This window comes from Paenibacillus sp. FSL R5-0490 (genome assembly GCF_001956215.1).
Lineage (GTDB): Bacteria > Bacillota > Bacilli > Bacillales > Cytobacillaceae > Cytobacillus.
On record NZ_MRTQ01000001.1, the window covers coordinates 157,263 to 175,935 of the forward strand.

The 18,673-nt window shown below is 42.7% G+C and carries 16 protein-coding genes; all 16 read left to right on the forward strand.

Annotated elements, in window-relative coordinates; all coding sequences use genetic code 11:
• The first annotated feature begins 56 nt into the window (after window positions 1-56).
• Window positions 57-974 carry a tRNA pseudouridine(55) synthase TruB gene (gene truB, locus BK139_RS00765; protein ID WP_076255846.1) on the forward strand — a complete coding sequence of 306 codons (918 nt, stop codon included), beginning with the start codon at window positions 57-59 and terminating at the stop codon, window positions 972-974.
• 66 nt (window positions 975-1,040) lie between these two features.
• On the forward strand, window positions 1,041-1,991 hold the full coding sequence (gene ribF / locus BK139_RS00770) for a bifunctional riboflavin kinase/FAD synthetase (RefSeq protein ID WP_076255848.1): 951 nt from the start codon (window positions 1,041-1,043) through the stop codon (window positions 1,989-1,991).
• Between the two features lie 122 nt (window positions 1,992-2,113).
• Complete coding sequence (gene rpsO, locus BK139_RS00775) at window positions 2,114-2,383, forward strand: 30S ribosomal protein S15 (RefSeq protein ID WP_009330698.1); 270 nt, start codon at window positions 2,114-2,116, stop codon at window positions 2,381-2,383.
• 313 nt (window positions 2,384-2,696) lie between these two features.
• Window positions 2,697-4,817: a polyribonucleotide nucleotidyltransferase gene (gene pnp, locus BK139_RS00780; protein ID WP_076255850.1), complete on the forward strand. Its 2,121-nt coding sequence runs from the start codon at window positions 2,697-2,699 to the stop codon at window positions 4,815-4,817.
• Between the two features lie 186 nt (window positions 4,818-5,003).
• Window positions 5,004-6,020 (forward strand): polysaccharide deacetylase family protein, encoded by a 1,017-nt coding sequence (locus BK139_RS00785; protein ID WP_076255851.1) that lies wholly within the window; start codon window positions 5,004-5,006, stop codon window positions 6,018-6,020.
• A 42-nt stretch (window positions 6,021-6,062) separates the two neighbouring features.
• Window positions 6,063-7,298: a M16 family metallopeptidase gene (locus BK139_RS00790; RefSeq protein WP_076255853.1), complete on the forward strand. Its 1,236-nt coding sequence runs from the start codon at window positions 6,063-6,065 to the stop codon at window positions 7,296-7,298.
• 123 nt (window positions 7,299-7,421) lie between these two features.
• Complete coding sequence (locus tag BK139_RS00795) at window positions 7,422-7,676, forward strand: YlmC/YmxH family sporulation protein (protein WP_076255855.1); 255 nt, start codon at window positions 7,422-7,424, stop codon at window positions 7,674-7,676.
• A gap of 369 nt (window positions 7,677-8,045) precedes the next feature.
• On the forward strand, window positions 8,046-8,948 hold the full coding sequence (dpaA, locus tag BK139_RS00800; protein WP_076256224.1) for a dipicolinic acid synthetase subunit A: 903 nt from the start codon (window positions 8,046-8,048) through the stop codon (window positions 8,946-8,948).
• Window positions 8,945-9,544, forward strand: a complete 600-nt coding sequence (dpaB, locus tag BK139_RS00805) for a dipicolinate synthase subunit B (RefSeq protein WP_076255857.1) — start codon at window positions 8,945-8,947, stop codon at window positions 9,542-9,544. The genes dpaA and dpaB overlap by 4 nt, the downstream gene beginning before the upstream one ends.
• A 288-nt stretch (window positions 9,545-9,832) precedes the next feature.
• A complete protein-coding gene (gene asd, locus BK139_RS00810) occupies window positions 9,833-10,882 on the forward strand; it encodes an aspartate-semialdehyde dehydrogenase (protein ID WP_076255858.1) in 1,050 nt (349 codons plus the stop codon).
• Window positions 10,883-10,923: 41 nt separating this feature from the next.
• Entirely contained in the window at window positions 10,924-12,168 is a 1,245-nt protein-coding gene (gene dapG, locus BK139_RS00815) for an aspartate kinase (protein WP_076255860.1), read from the forward strand.
• A 128-nt stretch (window positions 12,169-12,296) separates the two neighbouring features.
• The gene (dapA, locus tag BK139_RS00820) at window positions 12,297-13,163 is read left to right on the forward strand and encodes a 4-hydroxy-tetrahydrodipicolinate synthase (RefSeq protein ID WP_076255861.1); all 867 of its coding nucleotides are present in this window, start codon (window positions 12,297-12,299) and stop codon (window positions 13,161-13,163) included.
• A gap of 212 nt (window positions 13,164-13,375) precedes the next feature.
• On the forward strand, window positions 13,376-15,043 hold the full coding sequence (locus tag BK139_RS00825) for a ribonuclease J (RefSeq protein WP_076255863.1): 1,668 nt from the start codon (window positions 13,376-13,378) through the stop codon (window positions 15,041-15,043).
• 127 nt (window positions 15,044-15,170) lie between these two features.
• Window positions 15,171-15,923 (forward strand): ClpP family protease, encoded by a 753-nt coding sequence (locus tag BK139_RS00830; protein ID WP_076255864.1) that lies wholly within the window; start codon window positions 15,171-15,173, stop codon window positions 15,921-15,923.
• Window positions 15,920-16,141 (forward strand): YlzJ-like family protein, encoded by a 222-nt coding sequence (locus tag BK139_RS00835; protein WP_061791018.1) that lies wholly within the window; start codon window positions 15,920-15,922, stop codon window positions 16,139-16,141. Before BK139_RS00830 ends, BK139_RS00835 begins: the two co-directional genes overlap by 4 nt.
• Before the next feature lie 164 nt (window positions 16,142-16,305).
• Window positions 16,306-18,645, forward strand: a complete 2,340-nt coding sequence (locus tag BK139_RS00840) for a DNA translocase FtsK (RefSeq protein WP_076255866.1) — start codon at window positions 16,306-16,308, stop codon at window positions 18,643-18,645.
• Window positions 18,646-18,673 lie beyond the last annotated feature (28 nt).

The window sequence follows — 18,673 nt, forward strand, 5'->3', positions numbered from 1 at the left end:
AGACACTTTGTCTATCCATTTTTTTCTAAATACAAATTGACAAGGTGGTACATAATATGGAAGGGATTTTGCCGCTTTTTAAACCTAAGGGAATGACTTCCCATGATTGTGTGTTCAGGCTGAGGAAGATTCTGCGAATGAAAAGAATCGGGCACACCGGAACATTGGACCCTGACGTGACAGGAGTACTTCCCATCTGCCTTGGGAGGGCAACGAAGGTGGCTGAATACATAACAGACGCAGGAAAATCTTATGAGGGAGAAGTCACAATAGGCTTTTCTACGACAACAGAGGATGCATCTGGTGAAGTCGTAGAAAGGAAAGAAGTTTCCTCACCTATTACCAGAAATCAGGTGATGAAAGTGCTTCAAAGCATGACAGGGGAAATTACACAGACTCCTCCCATGTATTCAGCAGTAAAGGTAAATGGCAAGCGTCTCTATGAATATGCAAGACAGGGAATAGAAGTGGAACGGCCTTCCAGGAAAGTTACTATCTACTCAATCGAACTTCTCGATGAGAGAGAGATGTTTGAGGGTGAGAATATTACCTTCCGTTTCCGTGTAGCCTGCAGCAAAGGTACATACATCCGTACGCTTGCGGTCATGATTGGGAGTGAACTGGGATATCCTGCCCATATGTCTGAACTGGTAAGAATCCAGTCGGCCTCACTGACACTTGAAGATTGCCTGACTTTTGAAGAAATAGAAGACAGGGCTGAGAAGGGGACAATGGACGAGGTTCTTCGGCCTATGGAGTCCGCGCTTTCTCATTTGCCGAAATTTCATATAAGTGATAAAGTAGCAGAGAAAGTAAAAAATGGGGCTGTATTAACTATCCCTGATCATTTGTACGACACTAAAGGCCCAATCGCAGTAGAGGTAGAGGAAGGTCTTGTTCTGGCAATTTATGAACATCACCCCCGCAAACCAGGGTTTATGAAGCCAGTAAAGGTGTTAAGGAATGATCAATAAGCACTCGTTAAAAAGCTGTGCATTTATATAGGTCCAGGCTCTGTAGAGAAAAGGTGAATTATTAATATGGAAGTTATTCATATACATCATCCTCATCGAATGGATAGAAACGAAATGCCTGAATTGGCAATAGCACTAGGTTATTTTGACGGTGTTCATCTGGGTCATCAGAAAGTAATCCGTGAAGCAAAATCGATAGCTGAACAAAAAGGATTAAAAAGTGCTGTCATGACATTTGATCCTCATCCCTCGGTCGTTTTGGGGAAAAGCGTTCAGCATGTCGAGTATATTACACCTCTTGAGGATAAAATTGGTATCATAGCTGATCTAGGTATAGATTATTTGTTTGTTATTAATTTTACAAGGGAGTTTGCTAATCTGCTGCCACAGGAGTTTGTGGACCAATACCTGATTGGTCTTAATGCAAAACATGTCGTGGCAGGCTTTGATTATTCCTATGGACGAATGGGACGCGGCACAATGGAAACATTGCTGTTCCATTCTAGGGATCAATTTGATTACTCGGTCGTTGCTAAGCTGGCAAAAGAAGACGAAAAAATCAGCTCTACGCTAATAAGGAAATATATACGTGAAGGGAAAACGGGTGAGCTTCCCGGCCTTTTAGGAAGATATTATAAAACATCCGGAATCGTTGTCCATGGTGATAAGAGAGGCCGGACAATCGGCTTTCCTACAGCGAATGTAGACGTTTCTGATGACTGCATCATTCCCCCTCCCGGTGTATATGCTGTAAGATTCTCAGTAGATGGCAGCTGGTATGAAGGTGTCTGTAATGTCGGCTACAAGCCTACTTTTAATCAGGAAAAAAGGGACAGGCCATCAGTTGAAGTCCATATTTTTGATTTTTCTTCAGATATTTATGGCAGGAAGGTTACCGTTGAATGGCATAAACATCTTAGAAGCGAAAGGAAATTTGCCGGCGTGCGGGAGTTAATTGCGCAAATTGAAAAGGATAAACAGCAGACTGAGCAATATTTTGAGAAAAACAGGGTTTAGCCTTGCTTTTTGTCATAAAAAGTTGTATTCTAAGTAACGTACCAAATGAACCTTTGCTTGGCAAGTCGAGTCACCGACGCTTGCTCAGTAACAGGGGATTGAAAATTTAGGAGGTGAACCGGATGGCAATCACTAAAGAACGTAAAAATGAGCTAATCAATGAGTTCAAAACTCATGAGAGCGACACTGGATCTCCAGAAGTTCAAATCGCTGTCCTTACTGAAGAAATCAACAATTTGAACGACCATTTACGTACTCACAAGAAAGACCACCATTCACGTCGCGGTCTTTTGAAAATGGTTGGTAAGCGCCGTAACCTATTAACTTACCTTCGCAACAAAGACGTTGCACGTTACCGTGAGTTAATCAATAAGCTTGGCTTACGTCGATAATCAACAGAAGCGGGATTTTTTCCCGCTTTTTTATTAGCTTTAAAAACTTGAATTTTGTTCCTGATCATGTACATACATAACTTATCCTATTTTAGCAAACGGGAAAATTGTGCATACTATAAGATGCCTAATTTTATTATGATTAACGAGCATTTCATGCTTTTATATAAAACTGGACTGCGGGCAATGCAAAGCTTATGAGCTTCTGCTGTCTTCGCAGGAACGCCTGCTGAATATGCAGGAAATTAACAATTAAACGGACCAGGCAGAATTGACGCCTGTCCTTAAAGTGAATGCAGAGAGGGGTAAAATTATGGGACAAGATAAACATGTCTACAGCCTTGATTGGGCTGGGCGCAAATTGACCGTAGAGATTGGCCAGCTGGCTAAACAGGCTAACGGTGCAGTTTTAGTGCGCTATGGTGATACTGTAGTTTTAAGTACAGCTACAGCATCCAAAGAACCAAAAAATCTGGATTTCTTTCCTCTGACAGTTAACTATGAAGAACGTTTGTATGCTGTTGGTAAGATTCCGGGCGGTTTTATTAAGAGAGAGGGCCGGCCAAGTGAAAAAGCGATTTTGGCAAGCCGTTTAATTGACAGGCCAATTCGTCCATTATTCGCTGACGGTTTCAGAAATGATGTACAGGTTGTAAGCATGGTGATGAGTGTGGATCAAAACTGCTCATCAGAAATGGCTGCAATGTTCGGTTCATCATTAGCCCTTTCTGTGTCGGATATTCCATTTGGCGGACCGATTGCTGGAGTCAGCGTAGGCCGCATCGATGGAGAATTCATCATTAATCCATCTGTAGAACAGGCTGAAAAAAGCGATATCAGCCTTGTTGTAGCGGGTACAAAAGATGCGATTAACATGGTTGAAGCAGGTGCAGAGGAAGTGCCTGAGGAAACTATGCTTGAAGCAATTATGTTTGGTCATGAGGAAATTAAACGCCTTATTGCTTTCCAGGAAGAAATTGCATCTGAAATCGGGAAAGAGAAAATGGAAATTGTTTTATACCAGGTTGACCAGAACTTAGAAGCAGAAGTTCGCGGTATCTGTGAGAAGGATATGATTCAAGCTATCCAGGTGCAGGAGAAACATGCACGTGAAGCTGCCATAAAAGCAGTTAAGGAAGAAATCACAGCTAAATATCAAGGTGAAGAGGCAGACGACGACAAGCTTAAGCAAATCAGGCAGATCCTTGATAAAATTGTTAAAGCTGAAGTTCGCCGCTTAATTACAGAAGATAAAGTGCGTCCGGATGGACGCGGATTGGATGTCATCCGCCCGCTGTCCTCAGAAGTAGACCTTCTGCCGCGCACACATGGTTCAGGTTTGTTTACACGTGGACAAACTCAGGCATTGAGCATTTGTACATTAGGAGCTCTTGGAGATGTACAGATTCTGGACGGGCTGGGAATTGAAGAAGAAAAAAGATTCATGCACCATTACAATTTCCCTAATTTCAGTGTAGGTGAAACTGGGCCAATCAGAGGACCGGGCCGCCGTGAAATCGGGCATGGTGCTCTTGGAGAACGTGCTCTTGAGCCGATTATTCCTTCTGAAAAGGATTTTCCTTATACGATTCGTCTTGTATCTGAGGTGCTTGAATCAAATGGTTCAACATCACAGGCAAGTATTTGTGCAAGTACTCTGGCTATGATGGATGCAGGTGTGCCTATAAAAGCGCCGGTTGCCGGTATAGCAATGGGCCTAATTAAATCAGGCGAGCATTATTCAATCCTGACAGACATTCAGGGTATGGAAGATCACCTTGGCGATATGGACTTCAAAGTGGCTGGTACCTCTAAGGGAGTTACTGCTCTGCAAATGGATATTAAGATTGAAGGTCTGTCCCGTGAGATTCTGGAAGAAGCACTGCAGCAGGCGAAGAAAGGCCGCATGCAGATTCTTGATTCCATGCTGAGCACTATTGAACAGCCAAGAAAAGAGCTGTCTGAATATGCTCCTAAGATTCTGATGATGTCAATCAACCCTGACAAAATCCGTGATGTTATTGGGCCGAGCGGAAAGCAAATCAATAAGATCATCGAAGAAACAGGCGTTAAGATCGATATTGAACAAGATGGAACAGTATTCATTTCATCTGTAAATGAAGAAATGAATCAAAAAGCGAAGAAGATTATTGAAGATATCGTACGTGAAGTGGAAGTTGGACAAATGTATCTGGGCAAAGTAAAACGGATTGAAAAATTCGGTGCATTTGTTGAAATCTTCTCTGGTAAAGATGGATTAGTTCACATTTCAGAACTTGCTGAAGAGCGTGTAGGGAAAGTGGAAGATGTGCTATCCATTGGTGACGAACTTCTGGTAAAAGTTACTGAGATCGATAAACAAGGCCGCGTAAATCTTTCCCGCAAAGCCGTATTGCGTGAACAGCGTGAGCAAAAGGAAAAAGCACAGCAATAATACTAACCTCTATTTAAATAGAGAAGCATTTTGCGTGGCGAATTTTCCTAAAAGCCAGGGGAAACCCTGGCTTTTTACATATACGATTTTCGATGGGCTTTTGCCCTATACTGCATACCTTTGTTACTTGGTTCCGTTCTACCTTGTCCCTTCAACTCATACTATGAATTGAAGGAGGCATGAAGAATGAGAAAGTTTATTCATATTACGATCATGTTTTTGATGGCACTTGTTTTTATCAATAATCCTTTTACTGATCAGTATGTATCAGGCCTTAAACAAGAAACAGATGCCATAACTGTTTCCAAGCCAAAGGATTCACTATATGAAGAAATTACGGCAAAAAGAGAAGAATTCAGCATTCCTGCACAGGATGCAAAAATAGACCCTGTATGGAAAGCCATTCCCGGCCTTAATGGAATTGAAGTAGATGTTGAGGCTTCGTATAGAAAGATGAAGTCAGGCAAAAAGTTCAATGAAGATAAACTTGTATTTACACAAATTGAACCGAAGGTGAAGTTAAAGGACCTGCCGCCGTCACCTGTATATAAAGGTCATCCCGATAAACCGATGGTCAGCTTCATCATTAATGTGGCATGGGGAAATGAATATTTATCCGGTATGCTGGCCACTTTAAAGGAACATAATGTGTCAGCAAGTTTTTTTCTTGAAGGAAGATGGGTAAAGAATAATCCGGAACTCGCCAGAATGATTATGGATGCAGGCCATGAAGTAGGCAACCATTCGTACACCCATCCGGACATGAAAGTGATCTCTTCTGCAAGGACAAGGGAAGAAATCCAAAAGACAAATGATGTAATTGAAGCCACAATGGATGAAAAGCTGAGTAAGCCTATTACATGGTTTGCTCCACCAAGCGGCAGCTATAGAGATGAAACAGTGAAGATTGCTGCCGAGAAAAACCTTGGCACCGTCATGTGGACTGTTGATACAGTGGATTGGAGAAAACCCTCCCCGGATGTGCTGATAAACAGAGTGTTATCAAAGGTCCATAATGGAGCACTTATTCTGATGCATCCTACGGAATCCACCGAAAAATCACTTGATAGACTTATAACAGGGCTAAAGCAGAAGAACCTGGAGATTGGAACAGTATCCGAGCTGTTAAGCGAGAAGAGAATCCAGTATAGAGAAAATAAAAATCAGGATTTTGGAAAAAATAACAATAATCATATAAACTAATGTAAGCGTATGTCTTTGGGTTTCAGAACAGGAGGAATTTATTTGATTAAGAAATATACATGCCAAAACGGAGTAAGAGTCGTACTAGAAAATATTCCAACCGTCCGTTCTGTAGCGATAGGGGTATGGATCGGAACAGGCTCAAGAAATGAAGTACCAGAGAATAATGGAATTTCTCATTTTCTTGAGCATATGTTCTTCAAAGGGACCAAAACGAGAACAGCCCGTGAAATTGCTGAGAGCTTTGATAGCATTGGCGGCCAGGTGAACGCCTTCACTTCAAAAGAATATACATGTTACTATGCAAAAGTACTGGATACCCATTCTGATTTTGCTCTTGAAGTGCTTTCTGATATGTTTTTTAACTCCACGTTTGTGGATGAAGAACTGAACAAAGAAAAAAATGTTGTTTACGAAGAAATCAAAATGTATGAAGATACGCCTGATGATATCGTTCATGATCTTTTGAGCAAAGCAATCTACGAGAACCACTCACTTGGTTATCCGATTCTTGGCACTGAAGGAACGCTGGCCGCGTTTAATGGCGAAACATTAAAACAGTATATGCATGAAACATACACGCCTGAAAATGTTGTGATTTCCATTGCCGGAAATATTGAGGAATCTTTCATCAAAGAAGTTGAAAAATACTTTGGATCCTACGAAGGCGGTAAGAGAGAACGTAAAGAGCAGAAACCTGAGTTTCATTCAAACCATCTTGCCCGTAAAAAGGATACCGAGCAGGCTCATCTTTGCTTAGGGTTCGAAGGTCTGCAGGTAGGACATGAGGAAATATACAATCTGATTGTTTTAAATAATATTTTGGGTGGAAGCATGAGCAGCCGCTTATTCCAGGATGTCAGGGAACAAAAAGGTTTGGCTTATTCTGTTTTCTCTTATCACTCTGCCTTCCAGGATAGCGGTATTGTGACGCTTTACGGCGGTACGGGAGCTAAACAGCTGGATGTTCTTTTTGATACGATTCAGGAAACCCTTGCCACTCTTAAAAAAGAAGGCATCACAGATAAAGAGCTGAATAACAGTAAAGAACAGCTCAAAGGAAGCTTAATGCTAAGCCTTGAAAGCACAAACAGCAGGATGAGCCGCAATGGCAAAAATGAACTGCTTCTGGGCCGCCATCGGTCTATGGATGAAATCGTGGATGAAATCGATGCAGTTTCCATGCAGGGCGTGAATAATATGGCGAATTCCATTTTCACAGATCATTATTCAGTGGCATTAATAAGTCCGGATGGAGAACTTCCGAAAAATCTTTAAATTTTAGTCCAATTGTGGAGAAAAGACAGCCTGTATCATGCAGGCTGTTTTCTTTTTGGCCTGGACTTCTAAAACTTCAGTCTGAACGATAAGAATATAGAGAAGAGAAAAGGAGGGAAGATGATGAGATTAAGTGAGCTGAGCGGAAAGGAAATTGTGGATGTGAAGCGTGCAGAACGGCTGGGAGTACTTGGGCAGACAGACCTTGAAATAAATGAAAAAAGTGGACAGATTCAGGCATTGCTCATCCCTTCATTAAAGTGGTTTGGCTTCAAGCGCCAGGGAGATGAAATCCGGGTTTCTTGGCAGCATATCAGGAAGATAGGAAATGACATGATCATTATTGATATCCCGGATTCTGTAGATCAGCAGGAATAGTTTTGAAGGAAGGGCCGGTTAGGTCCTTTTTGTTTTTACCGGGAAGTTAATCTCCTCCATCCCTTTATAAATCCCTCCAACTTTGACCCATTTTCTTTTAAGTGGAAAACTCACCTATTGCCCCGTTCATACATAAGATGTTGAAGTAGTTCAATACAACAATTCCCTTATGATTATTAATTGATTTGCCGGCCCCAATTTAACGCCATTTCGTTTAAAGATAAAACTGCTTGCAATTGCTGTCTTTTGCAACTGCTTAGTAAAGCGGCGTTGCCGGTGCAAGGATACTTTTTAACAGGAGTCATGAAGTTGTTGGCTTCAAAAATAAATGCTTTCTTAAAAAGAAAGAAAAAAGAAGGTGAGTGTTGCATGCTGACAGGAACCCAAATTGCAGTCATCGGCGGTGATGCAAGGCAGCTCGAAATCATCCGTAAACTGACCGAGCTTGATGCAAAGCTCGCATTAATTGGTTTTGAGCAGCTTGATCATGCGTTCTCAGGTGCGGTAAAAGAAAAAATAGATGAAGTGGACTTTACCAATATAGACGCAATTATCCTGCCTGTGCCCGGTACGGGTCTGGAGGGGCAGATTGAAACGATTTTCTCCAATGAAAAAGTGATTTTTGAAGAGGAAATCCTCGCTCAGACTCCAGCACACTGTACAGTTTATTCCGGCATAACCAATTCATATTTAACCGGAGTAACCAAATCGGCGGACCGCCGTCTTGTTCAATTATTTGAACGGGATGATGTAGCTATTTATAATTCCATCCCAACAGTTGAAGGAACCATCATGATGGCAATCCAGCATACAGATTTCACCATTCATGGTTCTAACATAGCCGTAATAGGCCTTGGCAGAGTTGGAATGAGTGTCGCAAGAACCTTTCATGCCCTGGGTGCAAAAGTAAAGGTGGGAGCGAGAAAAAGTGAGCACATCGCCAGGATAACGGAAATGGGGTTAACTCCATTTAACCTGAAGGAAATTGAGGATGCGGTAAAAGATGTTGATATTTGCATAAACACTGCTCCCCATTTAGTTGTAACAGCGTCCGTCATATCGAAGATGCCGACACATACGCTCATCATTGACCTGGCTTCCAAGCCCGGAGGCACCGATTTTCGCTACGCAGAAAAACGGGGAGTAAAAGCACTGCTCGCCCCTGGCCTGCCTGGAATCGTTGCTCCGAAAACAGCCGGACAAATACTGGCGAATGTTCTTTCTCAATTGATTAAGGAAGATTTGCAAAAGAGAAAGGGGAATACAATATGAATTTGAAAGGGAAAAGAATAGGTTTCGGATTAACAGGATCGCATTGCACATATGATGCAGTGTTCCCTGAAATAGAAAGACTTGTTCTCGCAGGGGCTGAAGTGCTCCCGGTCGTCACCTTTACGGTAAAGAGCACTGAGACCAGATTTGGAAAAGGGGAAGACTGGGTTCAAAGAATTGAAGACCTGACTGGTCATAAAGTGATTGATTCGATTGTGAAAGCGGAGCCGCTGGGACCTAAAATCCCTCTTGATTGCATGGTAATTGCCCCGCTTACCGGAAATACGATGAGCAAATTCGCCAATGCGATGACCGACTCGCCTGTCCTGATGGCAGCAAAGGCAACTTTAAGAAACGGTAAACCAGTCGTGCTGGGAATATCCACAAATGATGCATTGGGATTAAATGGAGTAAACTTAATGAGACTAATGGCAACGAAAAATATTTATTTTATTCCATATGGCCAGGATGATCCTGTGAAAAAGCCGAATTCAATGGTGGCAAGAATGACAGCATTATCTGATACAGTGCTTCATGCCATGGAAGGCAAACAGCTTCAGCCGGTCCTAGTGGAAAGATACAAAGACGACAATTAGCCCCCTATTTTTTCTAGCAAAAATTTTAGTCCTTTAGTGAACGAATATGTTAGAATAAAGATTATTAAGATAACCAACCTCCAAGGTCTGTTTAAAATAAATATTAACCTCTTGGAGTATTAACAATATGCTGATAATATAAATGGAAGCCTGCCATCTTTATAATCAGGCAGGAAAACGGCTGCCAATTGACTTTGGCTGCCGTTCTATTGAATTTTGGGCTATTGTTTTTCACTAAAAACTAACTTTGCTAGAAAAATATAATGGTATTGGAAGGGGAAAAGAAATTTGGAACAGAAAAAAGGATTTCATGTCGCGGTAGTTGGAGCAACTGGTGCAGTTGGCCAGCAAATGATTCAAACACTTGAAAATAGAGATTTTCCGATCTCTCAATTAACCCTCTTATCATCTGCCCGTTCTGCCGGATCAAAGGTAACATTCAAGGGCCGGGAGTATACGGTTCAGGAAGCAAAGCCAGAGAGCTTTAAAGGCGTGGACATCGCACTATTCAGCGCGGGAGGAAGCGTTTCACAGGAACTGGCTCCACATGCTGTCGAACATGGTGCCATTGTAGTAGACAACACAAGTGCTTTCCGTATGGATCCAAATGTGCCTCTTGTCGTACCTGAAGTAAATGAAGATGACCTTCATAAGCATAATGGCATTATCGCCAATCCAAACTGTTCAACAATCCAAATGGTTGTTGCACTAAAGCCGGTAAAAGAGAAATTCGGCTTGAAAAAAGTAATTGTTTCTACTTACCAGGCTGTTTCAGGTTCTGGAGCAGCTGCAGTTCAAGAGCTGAATGAGCAGACAAAAGCCATTTTAAATAACGAAGAGTATGTGCCGTCAATTCTTCCTGTAAAGAGCGATAAAAAACATTATCAAATTGCATTCAATGCGATCCCGCAAATTGATAAATTTCAGGATAACGGCTACACGTATGAAGAAATGAAAATGATCAATGAGACAAAAAAAATCATGCATATGCCAGAGCTGCAAGTGGCTGCTACATGCGTGCGTCTTCCAGTGGCAACAGGCCACTCAGAGTCCCTTTATTTTGAAGTGGAATCAGACAGCGTTACGGCAAATGAAGTAAAGAGCCTTCTGGGAAATGCACCTGGAGTTGTCCTGCAGGATGATCCGGAAAATCAAATATACCCTATGCCAGCTGATTGTGTCGGTAAAAATGATGTGTTCGTCGGCCGTATCCGCAAAGATCTGGATGAAGATAAAGGCTTTCATATGTGGGTAGTTTCTGATAATCTTCTTAAAGGGGCAGCATGGAATTCCGTGCAGATCGCCGAAAGTTTAATTAATCTGGGAATAGTGAAATAGTTATCGTATTCTCTTCATGTTGAGAGGTTAGAGGTGTTTTAATGAATATCATCGTTCAAAAATATGGAGGCACATCAGTCCGCGACGAGAGTAGCCGCGAGCATGCAGCTAAGCATATTAAAAAAGCGCTGGCAGATGGATACAAGGTTGTTGTCGTTGTTTCGGCAATGGGCCGAAAAGGTGATCCATATGCAACCGACACACTGCTTTCGCTGGTAGAAGGCAATAATACCAAAATCAGCAAACGCGAAACGGATCTGCTCTTATCCTGCGGTGAAATCATCTCAAGTGTTGTATTTTCAAACATGCTAAAAGAACATGGGATCACAGCAGCAGCTCTGACTGGTGCACAGGCAGGGTTTAGAACGAATAATGATCATACTAACGCAAAAATTATCGATATGAAATGCGACAGGCTTTTGAAAGAGCTTGAAAATCATGATGTGATCGTGGTTGCAGGATTTCAGGGATCATCAAAAACCGGTGATGTCACAACGATCGGCAGGGGCGGCAGTGATACCTCTGCAGCGGCTCTTGGAGCAGCCTTAAATGCGGAGTGGATAGATATCTTTACTGATGTGGAAGGCATTATGACCGCTGATCCGCGAATTGCTGAAAATGCGCGCCCATTATCAGTGGTCACTTACACAGAGGTCTGTAATATGGCATATCAGGGTGCTAAGGTCATTCACCCCCGGGCAGTCGAAATTGCTATGCAGGCAAAAATTCCGATCAGAATCCGTTCAACATACTCCGACAGTCCAGGAACCCTTGTCACAACATTGAATAAGAACAGACGCGGAACAGATATTAAAGAGCGTTCGGTAACTGGAATAGCCCATGTTTCCAATGTGACACAAATAAAGGTCCTTGCGAAGAAAGACCAATACGATCTACAGTCTGAGGTCTTTAAAGCCATGGCTAACCAGGGAATCAGTGTTGACTTTATCAATATATATCCTAATGGCGTCAACTACACCGTAACGGAAGAAATGACCGATAAAGCAATTAGTATTTTAAAGGGCCTGGGTCATGATCCGCTGGTTGAAAGAGAGTGTGCGAAAGTTTCGGTTGTAGGAGCTGGAATGCAGGGTGTACCCGGAGTGGCCTCGCGGATCGTTACGGCATTGTCCGAGCAGGGAATCCGTATTCTGCAGTCAGCAGACAGCCATACAACAATCTGGGTCCTGGTAAAGCAGGCAGATTTGATAAAGTCTGTTAATGCATTGCACGATGCTTTCCGCCTGGAAGAAGATTTAGCTGAATATGAGAGAACAGACATTTAAAAATTTTGAAAATAACATGTTTAAAAAGGGGAAGAAAGCCATTCAGCGGTTAACGACGGATTTGTATCCTAAGCGGCAGATCCGCCCGTTTCTTCCCGATCTTTTAAACATCTGCAAGGAGTGTAAACATGGTTCTATTTGGCCGAGTATCAACAGCAATGGTAACACCATTCGATAATAAGGGACATATTGATTTCCCTAAGACGACGCAGCTAATCAATCATCTTATTGAAAACGGAACAGATTCTTTAGTTATTGCCGGGACAACAGGGGAGTCCCCGACACTAACAAAAGAGGAAAAGCTGGCATTATTCAAACATGCAGTGAAAGCAGCTGACAAACGGGTGCCTGTCATTGCCGGCACCGGAAGCAATAACACGTATGAATCCATTGAATTAACGAAAAAAGCAGAGCAAATTGGTGTTGATGCGATCATGATCGTAGCACCATATTACAATAAGCCAAATCAGGAAGGGCTTTACCGGCATTTCAAGGCTATTGCGGAAAGCACGAGCCTCCCGGTAATGGTTTATAATATTCCGGGACGCTCTTCAGTGAATATTCTGCCAGAAACAATCATCCGCCTTTCCGAAATCTCTAACATCGCGGCAGTGAAAGAAGCAAGCGGAGATCTGAATGCAATGGCCAAAATTATTGCTAATACGGATGATGACTTTATGCTATACAGTGGTGATGACGGACTTACTCTTCCATGTATGGCAATAGGCGGGACTGGAATTGTGTCTGTTGCTTCCCATGTAATAGGGAATGAAATGCAGGAAATGATCACAGCTTACCTGAATGGTGAAAATGAAAAAGCTGCAAAAATCCATCAAAAAATTCTTCCGATCATGGAGGGGCTTTTCGCAGCCCCAAGCCCAGTGCCTGTAAAAACAGCGCTGCAGCTTAAAGGGCTGGATGTCGGATCCGTCCGTCTTCCAATGGTCCCATTAACAGAACAGGAACGCAGTGCAGTTGCTGCCCTATTTAAATAATACTTTGCTTGCCAACCAGTGCTTTGCTGGTTGGTTTTTATTTTATTATATGGCAGATTTATAACGCCCAAAAACCAGAGACTAATTATAAAAAGCCCCAGGAACGCTCAAATAAAGCCCATGTATAAATTTGGTTGTCATGTTTTTACGACTTCAAGTATAATATGGATAACTGATCTTGATCGGCTGAACATGCATGGGAGGATATTACATTGAAAAAGAGACAGAATGAAAGCATCAAGCTGGCAGCACTCGGAGGAGTCGGAGAACTTGGGAAGAATATGTATTTGGCAGAGGTGGACGAGGATATATATGTCATCGATGCCGGATTAATGTTCCCTGAAAATGAAATGCTCGGAATTGATATCGTGATACCAGATGTTACATATCTAGTTCAAAACAAGGAAAGAGTAAAAGGAATTTTTCTGACACATGGACACGAGGATCATATTGGTGGACTGTCTTATGTGCTTGCAAAGGTCAATGTACCTGTTTACGGAACAAAGCTGACTCTGGCGCTGGCCAAAGCCAAAATGAAGGAACAGGAATACAAAGGCAAAGCACAGTTTATTGAAATCAATTCAGATACCAGGGTTGAATTTGATTCGGCAGATGTAACTTTTTTTAGAACCAGCCATAGCATTCCGGATAGTGTGGGTGTTGCCATACATACATCAGAAGGTGCAATTGTGTATACCGGCGACTTTAAATTCGATCAGGCAGCGACTGACTTATACAAACCTGAAATCGGCAAAATGGCGCGCTTAGGGGAAGAAGGTGTTCTTTGCCTTCTATCTGACAGTACCGAAGCAGAAAAACCAGGCTACACCAGCTCAGAATCGAAGGTGGCCAGAGAGATGACAGCTGCATTCTATGCTGCTAAGGGGAGAGTCATTGCGGCTTCCTTCGCATCTGACTTAATTCGAATACAGCATATTTTTGATGCAGCGATCGAAACAGGCAGGAAAGTGGCAGTAGTCGGCAAAAGTCTGCAGAGAATCTATGACATTGCTCTGCAGCTCGGATATTTGCAGGTAGGAGAAGATGTGATTATTCCTGTTGCTGAGATCGGCAAATACAGTGATGACCAAATCGTTGTTCTTACCACGGGTACACAGGGAGAGCCGATCGAAGCCCTTCAAAAAATGGCGAAGCAGTCCCACAGACAGGTCAATATTAAACAGGGCGATACCGTTTTACTCGCTGCATCACCATTAAGAGGAACTGAGGTATTTATTTTCAAAACGATTGATATGCTGTTTAGAGCGGGGGCTGAGGTAATCCCAGGAAAGGGAACCTTTAATACCTCGAGCCATGGCAGCCAGGAAGAACTTAAATTTATGATTAATCTGATGAGTCCCAAATTCTTCATCCCTGTTCATGGGGAGTACCGAATGCTGAAAGCCCATGCAAAAGTTGCTTTGGAGTGCGGATTATCAAGCGGACAAATTTTTATCCCGGATAAAGGCGATGTAGCAGAAATCAAGGATGGCACAATCGTACCCGGAGGGAAAATTCCATCAGGTAATGTTCTGATTGACGGAATTGGTGTCGGCGATGTCGGGAATATTGTCTTAAGAGACCGGAGGCTGCTTTCTCAGGATGGTGTATTACTGGTAGTAGTTACTCTTAATAAAAAAGAAAAGAAAATCTCAGCTGGCCCTGAAATCATTACAAGAGGATTTGTGTATGTCAGGGAATCAGAAAAGCTTCTTGAGGAAGCTGTAAAAATAGTAAGAGAAGCGGTAGAACAGAACCTTGCCAGAGAAGCATTTGACTGGTCAGGAATTAAGCAGGATATGCGTGACAGTCTGAATCAGTATCTTTATGAAAAAACAAAACGCAGACCAATGATCCTTCCAATTCTTATGGAGGGATAACAGTCAAAACACAGCCCGCATCGATTGCAGGGCTGTGTTTTTTGCTTTTGACCTTCAGGCAATAATGCGCATGAAAAATGATCACGCGTTCATACTAACAATATATTGCTTGAAGGGAGAAATAAGGATGGAAAACGATTTGAAAAATACCCGCAATGAGGGCGGAGAAGGGCAAGAACAGCCGAAAGAAGATAAACCTTCTGCCCTTATGGAAAAAATTCAGCAGCTTGGACAAACAAATGTGCCGCAGCTGTCTCAGGATTCCAAAATTCACTGCTTGACCATTGTCGGACAGGTGGAAGGGCATCTTCAGCTTCCGCCGCAAAATAAAACAACAAAATATGAGCATTTAATCCCTCAGATCGTTGCGATTGAGCAAAACCCAAAGATAGAAGGTCTTCTGGTTATCTTGAATACTGTTGGCGGCGATGTGGAGGCCGGGCTGGCAATATCAGAAATGCTTGCCTCATTGTCTAAGCCAACTGTCTCAATAGTACTTGGAGGCGGCCATTCCATTGGTGTTCCTATTGCGGTATCATGCGATTATTCCTTTATTGCAGAGACGGCTACGATGACCATCCACCCTATCAGACTGACCGGCCTGGTAATCGGTGTGCCGCAAACGTTTGAGTATATGGATAAAATGCAGGATCGGGTAATTAATTTTGTAACGAAGCATTCCAATATATCGGAACAGAAATTTAAAGACCTAATGTTTGATAAAGGCAACCTGACCAGGGATATTGGGACGAATGTGGTCGGCAGGGATGCTGTTGAATATGGACTGATTGATGAAGTAGGCGGTGTCGGGCCTGCGCTCGCAAAGCTGAATGAGCTGATCGATATGAATAAACCAAAAGAAGAAGTGATGGTTCAATGATCCTTTATACAATGATGCCACAAGAACTTATTTACCAAAATGAGCAGGACGATTTCAGCAAGCAGAAGATTGTCTCATATGAAGGAATCCCTCTCCTTGTTGAAATGAATGCGGGACAGGAATGCCGCATTTTAAGGATCATGAGCAGCGATCCCACCCATTATATGGATGAAAGGTACACTCCCGGTTCCATGATCACTTTGACGCAGTTAAGCTGATAAATCCTTTCAAAAAACAACTTCATTTAGAATCATTATGATATAATAAAAGTAACTTTAGAAGCAGCCAAAAAATGGCTGCTTCTTCTTTCATAACAGACATGATGTATTACATAATGGAATTTAGATGATGCTGTTAATAAGAATAATGATAAGGTGATAATATGGCCAAAAAAAAGAAAAGAAAGTCTAAAAAGAACGAAACATTGAAACGGACGATGAAATTTGAACTGATTGCCCTGATTCTGCTGGCACTTGCGGTAATATCAATTGCCAGGCTCGGGGCGGTCGGGAATGCAACGGTGCTTTTTTTCCGTTTCTTTATGGGAGAATGGTACATGCTCAGCCTGATTGGACTCGTAATTTTTTCAGGTTATCTGATGTGGAAGAGGGCACTTCCCTATCTATTCCACACAAAATTAATTGGTATTTACCTCATCATAAGCTCCCTTCTGCTGTTGAGCCATGTAACATTATTTCAGCTTCTCTCAAATGGAGGGAAGTTTGATGACCCGAGTGTAATAGCCAATACGTGGGAACTTTTCCGGATGGAAGTCCGGGGAGAAACAAGCACAACCGATTTAGGCGGCGGAATGCTTGGGGCTATTTTTTTCGCCCTCTTTTATTATCTTTTTGATGAAGCAGGATCAAAAATTGTAGCCTTTTTATTAATTATTATCGGTTTTGTTCTTATGACAGGAAAAACGTTCGGAGATGCTGCAGGGAAAATGATGGCCGCAATTCTTAATTTCTGTAAGAAACAATGGACTGCTTTTAAAGATGATATGAAAGAATGGAAACAAAAAGGCATAGAAAGACGAGAAGAAAGGCAATCAAGAAGAGAAGAAGAACAGCGCGCTCTTCAGCAGGAAGAAGAACCTGAAACGGTGATAACGATCAATAATTCTGCTGAACAGGTATCTGAACCAACTCCAGAACCAATTATATCAAGCTTTGCCGAGAGAGCTTATCAGGAGGATTCCCGGGAAGCTGCTTCTGATCAGTCCCAGGAAGCGGCAGTCACAGAGCCGGAGGATGAAAATGCGCCGCCTATCACGTTTACAGAAGTGGAAAACAAAGACTACGAGCTGCCTCCTATCAGACTTTTAAAACTGCCAAGGCAAACTGATCAAAGCGGTGAATATGAGCTAATCCACGCGAATGCTGCTAAGCTCGAAAGAACATTTCAGAGTTTTGGAGTAAAAGCAAGGGTGACACAGGTTCATTTAGGTCCGGCTGTTACCAAGTATGAGGTGCATCCTGATGTTGGGGTAAAGGTAAGCAAAATCGTTAGTCTGAATGATGATTTGGCACTGGCACTGGCAGCGAAGGATATCCGAATCGAAGCACCTATCCCGGGTAAATCGGCTATTGGAATAGAAGTCCCTAACTCTGAAGTGGCGATGGTTTCTCTAAGGGAGGTAATTGAATCCAAACAAAATGACAAGCCGGACTCCAAGCTGATGATCGGGCTCGGCCGTGATATAACCGGAGAAGCTGTCCTCGCAGAACTCAACAAAATGCCCCATCTTCTAGTTGCCGGAGCGACAGGAAGCGGGAAGAGTGTTTGTATTAACGGAATCATTACCAGCATTTTGATGAGGGCAAAACCACATGAAGTAAAATTAATGATGATTGACCCTAAAATGGTGGAATTGAATGTTTACAATGGGGTGCCTCATTTACTGGCGCCGGTTGTGACAAATCCGAAGAAAGCTTCTCAGGCGCTGCAGAAAGTTGTCAGTGAGATGGAAAGGCGCTATGAGCTGTTCTCACATACTGGCACAAGGAATATCGAAGGCTACAATGAGTATGTAAAAAGGCATAATGCCGAAGAGGAAGCACAGCAGCCCCTCCTGCCGTATATTGTTGTTATAGTGGACGAGCTAGCAGACTTAATGATGGTGGCATCCTCCGATGTCGAAGACGCAATCACTCGCCTTGCTCAAATGGCACGGGCAGCAGGCATCCATTTAATCATTGCAACTCAGCGTCCTTCAGTGGATGTTATCACAGGTGTAATTAAAGCAAATATACCTTCAAGAATTGCGTTTGCTGTTTCATCAATGACAGATTCAAGGACCATCCTGGATATGGGCGGAGCGGAAAAACTACTGGGAAGAGGGGATATGCTTTTCCTTCCTGTGGGTGCATCAAAACCAGTCCGTGTACAGGGAGCCTTTCTGTCAGATGAAGAAGTTGAAGAGATAGTGGATTTCGTCATCGGCCAGCAGAAGGCTCAATATCAGGAAGAAATGATTCCAGATGATATCCCGGAAGCTGCAGGAGAAGTGGATGATGATCTTTATGAAGAAGCTGTTGAATTGATATTGGAAATGCAGACTGCTTCTGTATCCATGCTTCAGAGAAGATTCAGGATTGGCTATACCAGAGCTGCAAGACTGATCGATGAAATGGAAGCAAGGGGGATTGTCGGTCCATATGAAGGCAGCAAGCCAAGATCTGTGCTCCAGGGCAAGCCTTCGGAGGAAGCAAGCTCTTAAAATTAATAAGCATGACATATTTAAAAAT